At 37.2% G+C, this 14,905-nt stretch carries 10 protein-coding genes; 8 read left to right on the forward strand and 2 right to left on the reverse strand.

The features are described 5' to 3' along the window. The first annotated feature begins 10 nt into the window (after nucleotides 1-10). Entirely contained in the window at nucleotides 11-547 is a 537-nt protein-coding gene (locus BTO11_RS01280) for an SPOR domain-containing protein (RefSeq protein WP_105050881.1), read from the forward strand. Between the two features lie 42 nt (nucleotides 548-589). On the opposite strand, the gene BTO11_RS01285 is transcribed toward BTO11_RS01280, so the two are convergent. Next, nucleotides 590-2,179, reverse strand: coding sequence for a methyl-accepting chemotaxis protein (locus tag BTO11_RS01285; RefSeq protein WP_105050882.1), 1,590 nt, complete (start codon nucleotides 2,177-2,179; stop codon nucleotides 590-592). Between the two features lie 212 nt (nucleotides 2,180-2,391). On the opposite strand from BTO11_RS01285, the gene hslV reads away from it, so the two are divergent. Both hslV and hslU read left to right on the forward strand, forming a co-directional pair. Next, on the forward strand, nucleotides 2,392-2,910 hold the full coding sequence (gene hslV / locus BTO11_RS01290; RefSeq protein ID WP_105050883.1) for an ATP-dependent protease subunit HslV: 519 nt from the start codon (nucleotides 2,392-2,394) through the stop codon (nucleotides 2,908-2,910). Nucleotides 2,911-2,929: 19 nt separating this feature from the next. Beyond that, on the forward strand, nucleotides 2,930-4,264 hold the full coding sequence (gene hslU / locus BTO11_RS01295; RefSeq protein WP_105050884.1) for an ATP-dependent protease ATPase subunit HslU: 1,335 nt from the start codon (nucleotides 2,930-2,932) through the stop codon (nucleotides 4,262-4,264). Between the two features lie 89 nt (nucleotides 4,265-4,353). Here hslU and BTO11_RS01300 read toward each other — a convergent pair whose 3' ends face one another. Continuing rightward, nucleotides 4,354-6,240, reverse strand: coding sequence for a methyl-accepting chemotaxis protein (locus BTO11_RS01300; RefSeq protein ID WP_105050885.1), 1,887 nt, complete (start codon nucleotides 6,238-6,240; stop codon nucleotides 4,354-4,356). Between the two features lie 325 nt (nucleotides 6,241-6,565). Between BTO11_RS01300 and BTO11_RS01305 the strand changes: the two genes are divergently transcribed. The 5 genes from BTO11_RS01305 to BTO11_RS01325 all read left to right on the forward strand — a co-directional run bounded on the left by BTO11_RS01305 (nucleotide 6,566) and on the right by BTO11_RS01325 (nucleotide 14,820). After that, the gene (locus BTO11_RS01305) at nucleotides 6,566-7,405 is read left to right on the forward strand and encodes an MBL fold metallo-hydrolase (protein WP_105050886.1); all 840 of its coding nucleotides are present in this window, start codon (nucleotides 6,566-6,568) and stop codon (nucleotides 7,403-7,405) included. 82 nt (nucleotides 7,406-7,487) lie between these two features. Then, a complete protein-coding gene (locus BTO11_RS01310) occupies nucleotides 7,488-8,801 on the forward strand; it encodes a tetratricopeptide repeat protein (RefSeq protein WP_105050887.1) in 1,314 nt (437 codons plus the stop codon). A gap of 8 nt (nucleotides 8,802-8,809) precedes the next feature. Then, on the forward strand, nucleotides 8,810-10,018 hold the full coding sequence (locus BTO11_RS01315) for a FecR family protein (protein WP_105050888.1): 1,209 nt from the start codon (nucleotides 8,810-8,812) through the stop codon (nucleotides 10,016-10,018). Nucleotides 10,019-10,026: 8 nt separating this feature from the next. Then, nucleotides 10,027-13,983: a cadherin repeat domain-containing protein gene (locus BTO11_RS01320; protein WP_105050889.1), complete on the forward strand. Its 3,957-nt coding sequence runs from the start codon at nucleotides 10,027-10,029 to the stop codon at nucleotides 13,981-13,983. 9 nt (nucleotides 13,984-13,992) lie between these two features. Continuing rightward, nucleotides 13,993-14,820 carry an MBL fold metallo-hydrolase gene (locus BTO11_RS01325; RefSeq protein WP_105050890.1) on the forward strand — a complete coding sequence of 276 codons (828 nt, stop codon included), beginning with the start codon at nucleotides 13,993-13,995 and terminating at the stop codon, nucleotides 14,818-14,820. Nucleotides 14,821-14,905: the final 85 nt, after the last annotated feature.

The following is a 14,905-nucleotide window of genomic DNA, read 5'->3' on the forward strand; positions in this document are numbered from 1 at the left end:
TCGCCCCAATATGAAAAATAAAGATTACGTAAGCCAAAATAAAAACAAAAGACAACCTAGACGAGCTTCTAAAGCAAGAGAGACTAGACCATTCCCTGTGTTTAAATTATCTATGATTTTAGTCGCTGTGTTTGGCTTTGCTTATTTCCTATCTCAAATCGATGGTGAGTCATCTTCCGATATTGTTGAACGAGAGCAAAAAACAACAACGAAGAAAACCAAACAAACCTTACCACCACCGCCAGAAGACGAAGAGTGGCAGTTCATTGAAGAATTGGAAAACAAACAAGTAAAAGTAAGCACTGAAGAATTAGAAGACAAAGGCCCTTATATTGTACGTTGTACAACGGTTCGTTCTAGAGAGCGTGCTGAAGCGTTAAAAGCCAAAATCGCTTTTGCTGGATTTGAGTCACAAGTGAAAGAATACAAAGGTACTTCAGGCGTTTGGTATCGTGTTGACCTAGGCCCTTATGAGAAAAAACGTACTGCAGAAAAAACACGTCATGAACTAAAACGTAACAACATTCATGGTTGTTTATTCAGATAATATCAAAAGGTTAAAACGGTTTAAGCACTTAATTTACAAAGGCTAAGTCTTAAACTGTTTTAACAATTTATCTAAACCTGACACCAACTGACCAAGTGAGCCAGTAGCTTGTCTGGTCTCTGCACTGGTTTGTTTAACTCGCTCAACTGAATCATTTATTTCATCAATATCTTCACGTATCAAGGTCACATCTTTTTGGCTAGCCTTACCAAATTCAGCCAATTGATTATTTTCATCACTTAGCTTAATAACCGTAGTCTTAAGTTCACTTAATGATTCGACTGTGGTCTGAGTTGCATTTACCGCTTCATTAGCTTTAATTTTATTCGTTTCCATTGACTCAACAGTCACAGAGATAGCACTTACAATTTCAGCTAAAATCGAGTTTATTTCATAAGTAGATGCATGCGTTCGTGTTGCTAACGTTCTTACTTCGCCCGCTACAACAGAAAAACCTCGACCAACCTCTCCAGCTCTCGCGGCTTCTATTGCTGCATTTAATGCTAATAAGTTGGTTTGATCCGCTATTTCAGCAATGGTTTTAACCACTGAACTTACTTTGTCACCAGACTGTTTCAAGCTCAGTAACATATCTGAAGATACGTCAATATCTGTAGATAATTCAGAAATGATAGCGGCTGTTTGTTTAATGTTATTTGACCCCAGTTCCACTTGTTCAGCGCCAAGCATTGCTTGCTCTGATGCAGACATTGAGCGATTAGCGCCATCACCAATACTTTGCTCTAATTCGCTTAAACTAGATAACATAGTGCCTACGGTGGCAGATAATTTCTTAATTTGCTCATCCGATAAACCTGCACTGTGATTTAACAACTCTATAGACTGGCACAGCACATCGGTAGAATTACTTATCTCACCATTTACTTTTCTATAAGCACGTAATAGTTCATTAACACTGTTGGCTGTAATACTAATTTCATCTCCGCTGTTAATGCTTACGTCACGGCTTAAGTCGTGGGCATCTACGATGTAATCTAGTTGTGAAGATAAAGACTTCACCGGTTTTACTATGGTATTTCGAGCTAACAGCAAAGCAAATAATGTGATCACTACAATGATAATAATGGTGAGCACTAACCAGGTCAGCATGTTGTCTATATTTACAGTGATATCATCGACTCTAACATTTGCCTGGGTCGATACCGCAGATTCCGCCATATCGAGTGAGTTTTCAATTTGTTCAGATTGCATCTGTAATTCTGACAACAAGTCTCTCGCTACGTCCCAATCAACTGAATCTGAAGTCATTTGCGCTTTCAATTGAGTTAATGATTCATATAAGTCCGTTAGCTTAAGATCTTGCTTAGTTATATGTTTGCTTACTTTAGGTAAAGCGCTCGACAGCAGCTTAAATTGTTCATCAACCACGAGGGTAAATTCTTCAGCCGTTAAGGTGTATCCGTATAAACCATAAGCTGATATTGATAATTTGCTAAGGCTGGATATTGCCTGATTTGCAGATTGTAGTGTCGGTAAAGTGTCAGTAACAAATTCATCGTTAATTGAATTAATTGTTAACAATTTAGAAAACAAAGTACTGGTGGTCAGCGCTAATACAATTAAAATTGATAAATAGCCGATAACCACTTTTTTACTTATTGAATTTAACAAAGCTCTGCCTTCTAAACATTAATGTAAGCTAATAAAGAACGAATATAGTCAAAATAACTTTCATCGCATCATGAAGTAATATCGGCTAACTCAAAGAATTATTGAATTTAATCCTGTTAAATTCAGATTAATCACAACTATTAAAATGCCAGACTTGAATTCAAAGAAAAAAACATTACATACTCTTTAATCTAAGTTTTTAGGAATGTGCAATGACTACTATAGTATCAGTTCGTCGAGGTAACAATGTTGTGTTAGGTGGAGATGGTCAAGTTTCACTAGGTAACACAGTAATGAAAGGCAACGCTGTAAAAGTAAGACGTTTATATAACAATAAAGTAATAGCAGGATTTGCTGGCGGTACAGCAGATGCATTCACTTTATTTGAAAAATTTGAAGCTAAATTAGAAATGCACAATGGTCACTTAACTAAAGCGGCCGTTGAGTTAGCGAAAGACTGGCGTACCGATAAAATGTTACGCAAACTCGAAGCCTTGCTCGCGGTTGCCGATGAAACCGCCTCTCTTATCATCACAGGTAATGGTGATGTGATTCAGCCCGAGAATGATTTAATAGCTATTGGCTCTGGTGGTCCGTTTGCTCAAGCCGCTGCAACAGCTTTAATGGAAAACACTGAACTATCAGCCCGAGAAATTGTAGAAAAAAGTTTAAACATTGCCGGCAATATTTGTGTTTATACCAATAACAATTTAACTATCGAAGAATTATAGAATTTAAAAAGGTGATCAAATGTCAGCAATGACCCCAAGAGAGATCGTTCACGAGTTAGACCAACATATTATTGGCCAAAATAATGCAAAACGTGCGGTTGCAATTGCCCTTAGAAATAGATGGCGCAGAATGCAACTTGATGCAGAATTACGCGCAGAAGTTACCCCTAAAAATATCTTAATGATAGGCCCAACGGGGGTTGGTAAAACAGAAATCGCTCGTCGTTTAGCAAAATTAGCTCATGCTCCGTTTATAAAAGTGGAAGCAACTAAGTTCACTGAAGTTGGCTATGTTGGTAAAGAAGTTGAATCTATCATTCGTGACTTAGTCGAAATTTCGATTAAATTAACTCGCGAAGTGGCAATGAAGAAAAACAAATACAAAGCAGAAGAAGCGGCTGAAGAACGTATTTTAGATGCTTTATTACCAAAACCTCGTGATTCGTTCGGCCAAAACATTGAATCAACAGAGCCAGAAAGTACAACTCGCCAAGTATTACGTAAACGTTTACGCCAGGGTGAGTTAGACGATAAAGAAATTGAAATTGACGTAGCTCAAAGCGAAATTGGTGTCGAGATCATGGCTCCTCCGGGCATGGAAGAAATGACATCTCAATTACAAGGTATGTTCCAAAATTTATCAGGTGATAAAACTAAACCGCGTAAGTTAAAAGTGAGCGCTGCGTTAAAAATGTTAATTGACGAAGAGGCCGCTAAGTTAGTTAACAATGACGATCTCAAAGAACAAGCGATTGAAGCCGCCGAACAAAACGGCATCGTGTTTATTGATGAAATAGATAAGATTTGTAAACGCGAAGGCGCAAGTAGCGCAGACGTTTCTCGTGAAGGTGTGCAACGCGACTTACTACCGTTAGTGGAAGGCAGTACAGTATCCACTAAGTACGGTATGGTAAAAACCGACCACATGTTATTTGTCGCTTCAGGCGCATTCCAGATGAGTAAACCGTCTGATTTAATCCCTGAGTTACAAGGTCGTTTACCTATCAGAGTTGAGTTAAGTGCATTAACACCTGAAGACTTTGAACGAATCTTAACTGAGCCTAATGCATCTTTAACTGAACAATATATAGCCTTACTTGCCACCGAAGGCTTAGCTATTGAGTTCACGAAAGATGGCATTAAAGAAATTGCTCAAGTGGCATTTAAAGTTAATGAGCGTAGCGAAAATATCGGAGCTCGACGCTTACACACTGTACTGGAACGTTTGATGGAAGAGATTTCATTTACCGCATCAGAAAGCAGTGGTAGTTCAGTGGTGATTGACCAAGCGTTTGTTAAAGGTAATCTAGATGAGATAGTTGAAGATGAAGATTTAAGTCGATTTATTCTCTAAGTCTTTATTTAAAGCGTCCAGTTTAAAACATTAAAAAAGCCCGATAATTCGGGCTTTTTACTAACAATTATTTAACGATATAAATCGCTTTATTTTACTGTTTTATAACGCTCTACTTCTTGTTGTAAAATAGCCGCTTGTTTTGCAATATCTTTGCTCGCATCAGCATTTACCGCAGCACGCTCTTGCGAGTCACTAGCAATATCACGAATTTTAATAACGTGTTTGCTCATTTCTGTCGCCACCATATCTTGCTCTTGCAATGATGCAGAGATTTGGCTATTCATCCCGATAACTTCATCAACCTGATCCGAGATAAGTTGCAACGATTTCCCTGCGTTTTGCGCTTGTTCAGAACATTCAATACCACTTTTATAACATTGATTTACCACATCAACGATAGTCTGAGTGCTTGCTTGTAACGAAGTAATAATTGTTTCAATTTCACCAGTCGACTCTTGTGTACGCATGGCTAAGTCTCTTACTTCTCCAGCAACAACAGCAAAACCACGACCTTGCTCACCAGCTCGAGCCGCTTCAATAGCTGCGTTAAGGGCTAATAAGTTTGTTTGATCTGCAATACTGCGTATCGCATCCGATGCGGTTCCAATTGAATGGCTATCTTTCTCTAGCTTTTCCATTTGCGTTAATGCATTTTTTAACTGGCTGGCCAATTCACCAATGCTTTCAACGGTTAATCCAACTTCTTTAGAACCCGCTTGTGCCATCTCACCGGTTTTTTGTGCTGTGGTAGTAGCTAGTTGAGTGTTTTGACTTATATCAGCAACTGTTGCCTGCATTTCTGCACCTGATGTAGCAACCATGTCACTTTCAGTGAACTGCTGTTCCATACCTTCTAATGTATTCTGGGTGTTAGAAGCAAGTTCCTCTGTGGCATTATCTAATGTATTTAATGCCGAATTAACGTTTACGATTAAGTTTTTAAAATCAGCCACTAATGAATTTACATCCGTACCTAGTTCAACTAATTCATCTTTGCCTTTAGTTTTGACTAACCAGGTTAAATCATTATTTGTTCTGATATGAGAAATCGCATTTCTTACCGCTAGTATCGGCATTAAAATACTTCGACTTGTGGTGTAAACAATAAATAGCGTAAATATCACAGCAGTAACAAACACTATGATTGCTTTAGTTATTGTTGAGTCTACTTCCTGCTCTAGTGCCACATTAAAATTAGTGATGATTGCATCTAACGAAGATTCGGTTTGATGAATTGTTGCTCTTAATTGCCCTAAAGCACCTGACTTTTCATTAAGACCGATTTGTACTTCAGCATTAACAAACTGTTCAAATTTACTTTTATAAATACCAAGATTATTTTGAATACTATTTGCGTTAGAAGGATCTAAAGGTTCATCAAGCAGCTGCTCATTAAATGCTTGCACACCTGTATTGAATTTATCTATATATTTTAAATCACGACGTAGCATAAAGTCTTTTTCAGCACGTCTTAACTGCAGCATTAAAGATAGTAGTTGATATGAGTTTGATTGTTCTAAATCTTCCTCAACGTTATGTACGGCACTTCTTAATTCACCATAAAATCCGTCTTTAGGGTTCATTCCAATTTTTGATTGCAGCTCACTAACTTGATTAAACTGGATTGAATAATTTTTTATCGCTTGTTCAAAATCATTAATTTCTGCGATTTCAAAACCAAAATCAGCAGCTACACGTCGAACATTTAAAATATTGTTCTGTAATTCAGTAACTGTATCTTGAAATTTACCAACGTATTTCAGATCTTTCCGAGCTAAAAAGTCTTTTTCATGCTTGCGTAGTACAAGAACCTGAGCCTCTAACTTTTCAACTTTAGCCAGTGATAGACCCAACTTACTTAACGTATCCGCATTAGACAACATGATTACAAATAAGATTGATAGAGCTGTCGCTACAACAATGGCATTGGCAAACAAACGAGTTTTAATCGTTAAGTTTGTTAAGAGTTTCATTTTTTATCCTTTAAAATAGAAAGTAGGAGATTAATTCAGAATAGTTGTATTTTTTTAGATGGTTTATTACATTTTTATTACACTAACTGTGCAATGCTAAAGTTATCGACCAGTTATCTAAATTCATTAAATATTGTGTGCTTTTATATATTTAAGCTTAATAATGAAAACCATAATACCCAAATTCAGAAATCGAATAAAGATATTCCAAATAAACATATCAAAAACTACGCAGCTGTTTACTTAAACTTAGGGGTTTGGAGAATTGTAACTTGCCACTAATTAACGTATAAATTGATTAATAATCAAACTAAGTTGTGCGCAAATGAAAGTAACCTTTTACGGAGTTCGAGGCTCTATCCCAACACCGGGACCTGATACAGCTCGTTACGGCGGGAATACTCCATGTGTTGTCTTAGAAAGTGATGCTGGTCAAAAGTTAATTTTAGATGCAGGAACCGGTCTACGTTTGGCAAGTAATGAGTTTGAGAACTACAATGACACGATTCATTTATTGTTAAGTCATCATCATTGGGATCATGTGCAGGGATTTCCATTTTTTGCTCCCATTTTCAATAAAGGCACAAATCTGACAATTTATCCGGGAAATACCACACTTAATCATGATACGGCTATACTCGATCAAATGAGTAAAAGCTATTTTCCAGTTAAGTTTCATCAATTGCCATCGACTATCACGATAAAGAAGACTAACTTCTCAGTGGATGATGGAATCGAAATAGGTGATTTTATTATACAAGCAATGGATATGAACCATCCAGATGGTGGATCAGCGTATAGAATATTGTGTGATAACCAAATACTCGTATATGCCACAGATAATGAACTGGTGGCACCAGTAAGCCATAATGTTCATAGTATAATGCAGTGGACTGAGTTTTGTAAAAATGCAGATTTGTTAATTCATGATGCACAATATCTTGATAATGAAATGACACAAAAATTTGGTTGGGGTCACTCATCAGTCTCTGAGACGTTAAATCTGGCGCACAACGCCAATGTTAAAATGTTATCCTTGTTCAGTCATGATCCGTCACGCTCTGATGAACAGATTGATGATTTAACCGCTAAAATATTAAAAACAAATCCAAGCTTCAGTTTCTTTTTTGCAAAAGAAGGTCAAAGCTTAACTTTACGAGGTTAATCCTCTTTTTTTGCAAACAATGTCTTTAAATAACGTTTGTTTTTTAAAGGACTATTAAAAGTGCCAAGGAATTAGAATCACAATGAGTCGAATTTTCACGTTTTTGTTAACGATAGTGCTAGTTGTAAGCTTTAACGCTTATGCTAAGGCTATGTCATATCCAGATGTTATAAAACAACTTAATGATTTATTAACAAATAAACAATACGCAGCTGCATTTCAATTATCCGATGAATACACTTATGAATATGGAGGTTCTCCTGAATTTGATTTATTGAGTGGTTTTTCAGCCTATGGAGATCAGAAGTACCAAGAAGCCGTATTTGCATTTGAGCGTGTTGCGATTGAAGTTCCAAATTCCTATCTAGCTAATTTCTATTTAGCGCATACATATAAGAAATTAGATAACCTTCCTGCGGCCGTTGCACAACTAGACCTATTACTAAATAAACCGATAACAAGCGTGCAAAAAGACAAAGCAAGTAAGTTACGAGATCGCATCAACAATACTATATTGAATAAAAACAAAGCTTGGGAACATAGCATCTCTGGCATGATGGCATTTGATAACAATATAAATAGTGGAACGAGCGAAGATGAAATTTTCATTCCAAATTTAGGTACCATCGACCTATTTGATAGCTCACAGAAAACCAGTGACTTAACATACTCTCTTAATTACCGTGCTCATTACCAACATCCTATTAGCCAAAACAAATCGATTAACGTTAACTTTGGTGCTAATTATGTTGATTATATAGAGTACAAAGAATATCAACGCTTAATAACAAACTTTGATTTAGCTTATGCGCAAGAATCAAAATTTGGCACCATATCAGTGTCAGGTTTTGCGCGTCCGCTATGGTTAGATGGTACTTACTACCGAACCGAAATAGGCGCTAGTTCCAATTGGAAAAAAGACATATCACAACGAAACGGATTAATGTCGAGTCTGAGTTATTCAGTAATAAATAACGATGTGAATTTAGCGTTAGATTTATCTCGTACCAGAGCCTCATTCTCTTACCTTTTCAAATCAAATCAAATCCATACTTTAATGGCTCACTGGCAACAAGATGTTAGTGATGACAGAGAGTATTTTTATAGAGACAAAGATGTAGTAGGCCTTATGTATCAATTAACCTGGCCAATTACAGATTCAATTGTTAGTAATAATTCCATTCTGGTTGAACAACATATGTACCAAGGTGTTCATCCTCTATTTTTACAAAAGCAGGACGAAACTCTGTCCATGTTTTCATCACAATTACTGTTTAATACAAGCGACAAATTACGCTTGAAGCTTTACTTAAATGTACAAAATAAAAACAGTAACATAAAATTATACAGTTATGACCGAGTTGAGCTTGGTGCCAGCTGGCAATATAAGCTATAGAGGTATTTATGAATACGTATAAAGTAATATTAGGGCTTAGCCTATTAACTGCGCTTAATGTTAATGCGCAATCTACTGCAGGCAAAACACTTATCTCTAAAGGGAAAGTTACTGCCAGTGCCAATGACGTTAGCCGCGATTTAAAACGTCGTTCTGTGATATTCGATACCGATATGATCACCACAGGTGATAACAGTAAGGCGCAATTGCGTATGACTGATGGCGGTATGATCGCGTTAAAACAAAATACTGAACTACAAATATCCGATTACCACTTTTCTGATGAAAACGGTAAAGGTTCTGTTGTGATGGAATTGGTAAAAGGTGGGTTACGCTCAGTAACAGGTGCAATTAAAGCCAAGAATGGTGGTGATTACAACTTAAAAACTCCAACTGGTAGTATCGGTATACGGGGAACTCATTACGAAGTTGAGTTAATCGACGGTGATATGTTTCTAGCGGTTTGGGACGGTGCTGTTGATGTCACTGTCGATTCTGACACTGGTGGCAACACAGTTTCTTTTGGCGAAGGCGAAAACTTCTCATTTGGTGTAGTTAGTGCTGAAGGTAAAGTGACTGAGTTGTTAGAAGCTCCTAAGAATTTTAATAAAGGTCACAGTACTAACGACAGTGGAGAAGAAAGTGAAGATCAGAGTAACTCTGAACAAACCGCTGAAAACGACTCAAGCGATGAAGATAGCTCTGAAGCTGCAGCCGAAGATGTTGGGATATCAGATGACGCAGAAGTAGTTGCTAATATGTTAGATGATAGTTTCCAACAGGTTGAGGATGATATCGCCTCTACAGCCAATGACGCTTTCAGCTCTATTCAAAGCACATCAACAGAAGAGTTACTATCTGAACGAAGTGGTAGTTTCACCTACAGTAATCTTGAAAGCTTCCAAGTAAACTCTAGCGAAGGATCCGTTTCCAATTTTAGTATGGAGATGGATGTTAACTTTGATCTTGCCACTATTCCTACCGGCCAATTATCATTTAATGATAATGACGGAGAATGGTTCGCTGCATTTAGCGGAATTATTTCGGCAGATAAACTTAATTTAGATGTAAGTTTTGCGTCTCATGCTAACAACCTTGCTGATGGTGATATTAATGCATCATTCTTTGATGGACTAGATTCTATTATTGGCGAGTTTGATTTACATGAAGTACGTAACCCCAACATTAGGGCTGATGGCAGTTTCTTGCTTAAGTAGTGAATATTATGAATATAGCCACACAAGTACCCAATAAAACAAAGATGTATAAAATTTTTGCCTTATCCACGGCCATGTTATTTATTAATGCATGTAGTGAGAGCAATTCAGATTCAGAGCAAACAAGCTTAGAGTCAAATACGCTTTCAGGTAATGTGATTGATGCTTCTAAAGTGACTTTAGTGCAAAAATCAGGGCCTAATTCATCAGGCAGTCAAAATAAGGCTACTGATACAACAGGTAGCTTCAACTACCCAACTACCCTATCGGAGTTTTCTGGCAATATATCGGTTGCTTTTGATGTGGCGAATCCCCAAGGCCTTAAGCAAGTTTTTATTGGTTTTGAAGGTTCTGATTTAACATTACCTATTTGCCAACAAGACTGTGGCACTGAGTATTCAGCTTTTGTTAACGGTATTAATCCAACCTTATTTGGACTAAGTGGTCGTGAGCAAAATATAACCTTATGGGTTGAAGATAATGACAATGATACATATCAAGTCACTAGCCTAGGTTTAACCTGGCGAGAATTAGCTATTTCTGGCGTAACCGTTACGCTAGATGAATCGTCTGAAGAATTGTCAGTAAGCTGGAATGCATTAACTGGAATGCTAAGGTACAACGTTTACATAAGTAACGATGAAAGCTTAACAGGTCAAAATTATGTTGATTTGGACGGTGGTGAAGCTAAGTTGGCACTAACCAGTACATCAACCGTTTTCACCGAAAAACCAGTTAACGATATTTATTATATTTTAGTTAGCGGTATTGATGGCAGTGGCGAAAGCGCATTTAGTGATAAAGTTATGTTAGGTGATGATGATACGACCACTATAGTAACTGAAAATAGTGCCCCTAGATTTGCTGATCAAGATGGTCATATCGTTACTGTAGATGAAAATAGCCCTGAAGGTACTCCGGTTTATACTCCTAGCGTTACCGATCCAGATGAGGATGCTGAACTAACATACAGTCTATCTAATGGTCATGGTGTATTTCAAATGCACTCAAAAACAGGCGTTGTGTATGTTAATAACCAAGGATTATTAGACTATGAGACTCAGCCTCACAGCTATGAACTAAACATGACAGTAACGGATGAAACCTCATTATCCGACTCATTGACTATAATCGTTCAAGTGAATGATGTAACTGAAAGTAGTAAATTTGCATTAGACACCTCTTTTTCTAATAACGGTATATCAGATTTTAATACTTATGCTGATACAGCTAATAATGATTATCCTGTCGATGCGGTATTAGACGATGAAAATAACAGATACCTTTTATCTTACAGTGACAAACCTATAGATGAAGCCGATTATGTATTTACCGTTTCCAAAATAAAGCAAGATGGCACGTTTGACTTAGCTTTTGGTAAGAACGGTAGAAAACACCTAGAGTTTGATAACTTAAACGACTCTAATGTAGATGAATTTGATGATGGAGCGTCCATTGACACCTTTACCCCCACAAAACTAAAAATTGATAACCTAAACCACAAAATCTATGTGTTAGGTTATCAAGGTTATACAGCCGCAGATTTAGAGCCATTTCTTCTGCGGCTTAATCACAATGGCACTATCGACAATACGTTTAGTCAAGACGGTAAATATGAATACTTAGGTTCCGGCGACAGTTCCGAAGCTGTCGACCTAGTCATCCACTCAAATGGTTCTTTATATCTAGCAATTTCAAGTAAATACAATCCATTAAGCCAAACCAATCCAGCAGCAAATTTCAAACTCGCCAAATTATCAACTTCAGGAAGCCAAAGCGAAGCATATAATTACGAATTAATTAGCCCAAACTCAAATGTATATGTCGTTGGTTTAGTTGAAAATACGGCTGGAAATTTAATTGCATTGGGTTATGCCGATAACGATGGTGATGGCAATGTCGATGGTATGACGCTGGAAATGTTAATCGATAACTTATCTACTGAGGCCAATAATACCAAAGCTCGTAGCAAATTCGATTTAGGTAGCACAAGTGACACAGTCGCAACATATAAACAAATTGATGGTGATACGGTTTTATTAGGTGGTTCAACAGGAACAGATTCAGTCATCATAAAGCTAAAAATTAGCGAACTTAATTCAATTCCAATTTTAGACACTGACTTTAATGGCAGTGGATATCAAACTATTGATACCCAAAGCGTTGAAGAAAGTGTGGTTAGCTTAGATTTCAATTCTGCTGGTGACATTACCTACATTAGTAAAGTTGTCTTAGATTCTGGCCTCTATGAACTTATCCCAGGTCAATTGGATAGTGTGGGACTACCAACCGAAGTAAATACCTCGCTGCAAACTAAAGAACTGACAAATACATCAGGCAGTGGTATTGCTGATGAAAATATTCATGCAGTAGTGCTTTTTGATAACTCAGATACCACCAATACGATAAATATTTTTAGTTCCTTAGAAAAAGAGAATGATAATGGTTTATCTCCATCAGAAGGGATCAATACCGAACTTGAAATATATTACGAGACTCTTGCCAACAATACTTCGTTAGAGGTATTAACTAGCCGGACTGATTACGAGTTTCAAATTGCTGATAGCTTAGCAGTTGATAGTAAATTACTACATTCATCAGGCAAAATAATTACAGTAACACCACGTTATAACGACTCTGGAACTGGTGATAATAGTGATGCGGAAGGTCATACTATCACTAGGCATGATTTTGTAACTGGCTTAATAAACCAAGAACAGAACAGTCTACTACAGCGTAATGGTTATAGTGACAATTATATTAAGCGCCATAGCACCCAATTGATAGAATTGGCTGAAACAGATGACAATGGAGACAATTACTTATTATCTGCTGAAATAATTGAAGACGTAAGTACATCCACTTTACGAGTTACTAAATTTACTATTGATGGGGAGATTTATTCTGGTTTTCCAGTAGAAAAAATCTTACCTGACTACGCTTATTTTGAAAATAATGCATACAATAGCACAGCGGATAGAGTTGCCTTACTTGGCGGTTATAGCGACGGTCAAACCGAAAATACTGAAAATAATTCACTGTTAGTCACCATTGAGCTTAATTGTAGTAGTTGCCCAGCTTTTGACGTGCAAGAGTTCTCAAACACACCAGGCCTGGTATCATCCTATAATCGACTCACCTCTGGTGTGATACAAGATGACGGTTCTGTTATTGCACTTGGCTTTGGTGCTGTAGATGACTCTCTAAAAGAAGATGTTTTTTTACTCAAAATGAATTTTGACCAGTCTTTTATTGGAATAATAGATCCTGATTTTGATAATTCACCAAACGATGGTTCAGATAAGGATGATGGTGATGATGTTCTAAAGATCTCGACTGGCAATTCAAATAATGTTCATTCTGGAAAGTTAGTCCAATTATCAGACTCTTCTCTTGTGTATATCGCCACTCAAACTGAATCGGATGCCCAATCATATTTAGTCAGGTTAATTGATACAGATGCCTCTTCAACTCAAAAATATGCAATTGATGTTAACTTTGATGACATATCTGCTGGCGATAGCGGAGTCGATGGTATTATTTTATTAGATATGGACTCGTTAAGTGCCAATCCACTGAATATTGAAGTAAAAGATTTGGCCGTTAACTCAAATGACGAAATTATTTTAGTTGGTAATGTCAGTACCACTGAAATTGATGCCGGTTTTATTGCAAAATTTAACGGACTTAACGGTGAAGCTGATAGCCTTGTAGGCAAAAACTCGTTATCCGGTTACTCTATTCCAAATGGCGATGCAGGTTGCAACTACTTAAATACAGGTCAAAACGAAGGCGACCTTTGTGACATTCTTGGGTATGACAGAGTGTCGATTGCAAGTGATGGTTCACTGATTATTCACGCACTGCTGCCTGACTCTTCAGGTAGTTCGAATAATAGCGCAATTATGAAGTTCACAGAGCAACACAACGATAATGCAAGTTCCTATACGATCTCTAATGGATAACCAAGGTAAATGAAAGTAACTTTTTATGGTACTCGGGGATCATGCCCTACCCCGGGACCATCTACGTTGAAGTATGGCGGCAATACAGCTTGTGTAATGGTAGAGTCTGAAGGCGGACAAAAACTGATTTTAGACGCTGGTACTGGTATTCGAGTTATCGGTGATGAATTTGTGAAACATAAAGAAGATGTTTATATTTTATTGTCCCATAATCATTATGACCATATTCAAGGCTTTCCATTTTTCAAACCTATTTACCAAAAAAATAGGAACATCTATATTTATCCAAGTGAAACCACACCTAATCACCCAAGAGCGATAGTAGAGCAGATAAACGGCAGTTACTTCCCGTTAGATGAACATGAGTTACGAGCTAATTTGAATTTTGAACATCCTAATTGGCAAGCACAACCCGTTAGTATTAATGGCTTTCATGTCCACAGACGAGCGATTAACCACCCAAATGGTGGTTCTGCTTACATTATAGAGTCTAATGGCAAGAGAATGGCTTATGTTACCGATAATGAACTTAGTCCACCGTCAGCACCATCAACTACACACAGTGAATGGAAAGCGTTTTTACTCGGTGTAGATTTGGTTATTCATGACGGCCAGTACACTGATGTTGATATGCCACTAAAACACGGTTGGGGGCATTCGTTAATCGCAGAAACCATTGACTTAGCGACGACTAGCCGCATTAAACAGTTAGCAATTTATAGCCATGATCCAGACCGAACCGATGACGATTTAGACAAATGGCAGTACAAAATTGATGCTATGAATTTAGATTGCAATATCTTCTTCGCACAAGAACAACAGTGTATTCAACTATGATGTGAATATTGTTCACTCGCATTGAATAAAAAAACACCATATACTTAACAATAATTACGCTTATGTTAGTGATAACAATAAAAAA

It is taken from the genome of Psychrosphaera saromensis, from assembly GCF_002954545.1.
Lineage (GTDB): Bacteria > Pseudomonadota > Gammaproteobacteria > Enterobacterales > Alteromonadaceae > Psychrosphaera > Psychrosphaera saromensis.

Coding starts and splice junctions, on each gene's coding strand:
- hslV (WP_105050883.1), top strand. CDS start 2,392: ATGACTACTATAGTATCAGTTCGTCGAGGTAACAATGTTGTGTTAGGT.
- BTO11_RS01325 (WP_105050890.1), top strand. CDS start 13,993: ATGAAAGTAACTTTTTATGGTACTCGGGGATCATGCCCTACCCCGGGA.
- BTO11_RS01315 (WP_105050888.1), top strand. CDS start 8,810: ATGAATACGTATAAAGTAATATTAGGGCTTAGCCTATTAACTGCGCTT.
- BTO11_RS01280 (WP_105050881.1), top strand. CDS start 11: ATGAAAAATAAAGATTACGTAAGCCAAAATAAAAACAAAAGACAACCT.
- BTO11_RS01305 (WP_105050886.1), top strand. CDS start 6,566: ATGAAAGTAACCTTTTACGGAGTTCGAGGCTCTATCCCAACACCGGGA.
- BTO11_RS01300 (WP_105050885.1), bottom strand. CDS start 6,240: ATGAAACTCTTAACAAACTTAACGATTAAAACTCGTTTGTTTGCCAAT.
- BTO11_RS01320 (WP_105050889.1), top strand. CDS start 10,027: ATGAATATAGCCACACAAGTACCCAATAAAACAAAGATGTATAAAATT.
- hslU (WP_105050884.1), top strand. CDS start 2,930: ATGTCAGCAATGACCCCAAGAGAGATCGTTCACGAGTTAGACCAACAT.
- BTO11_RS01310 (WP_105050887.1), top strand. CDS start 7,488: ATGAGTCGAATTTTCACGTTTTTGTTAACGATAGTGCTAGTTGTAAGC.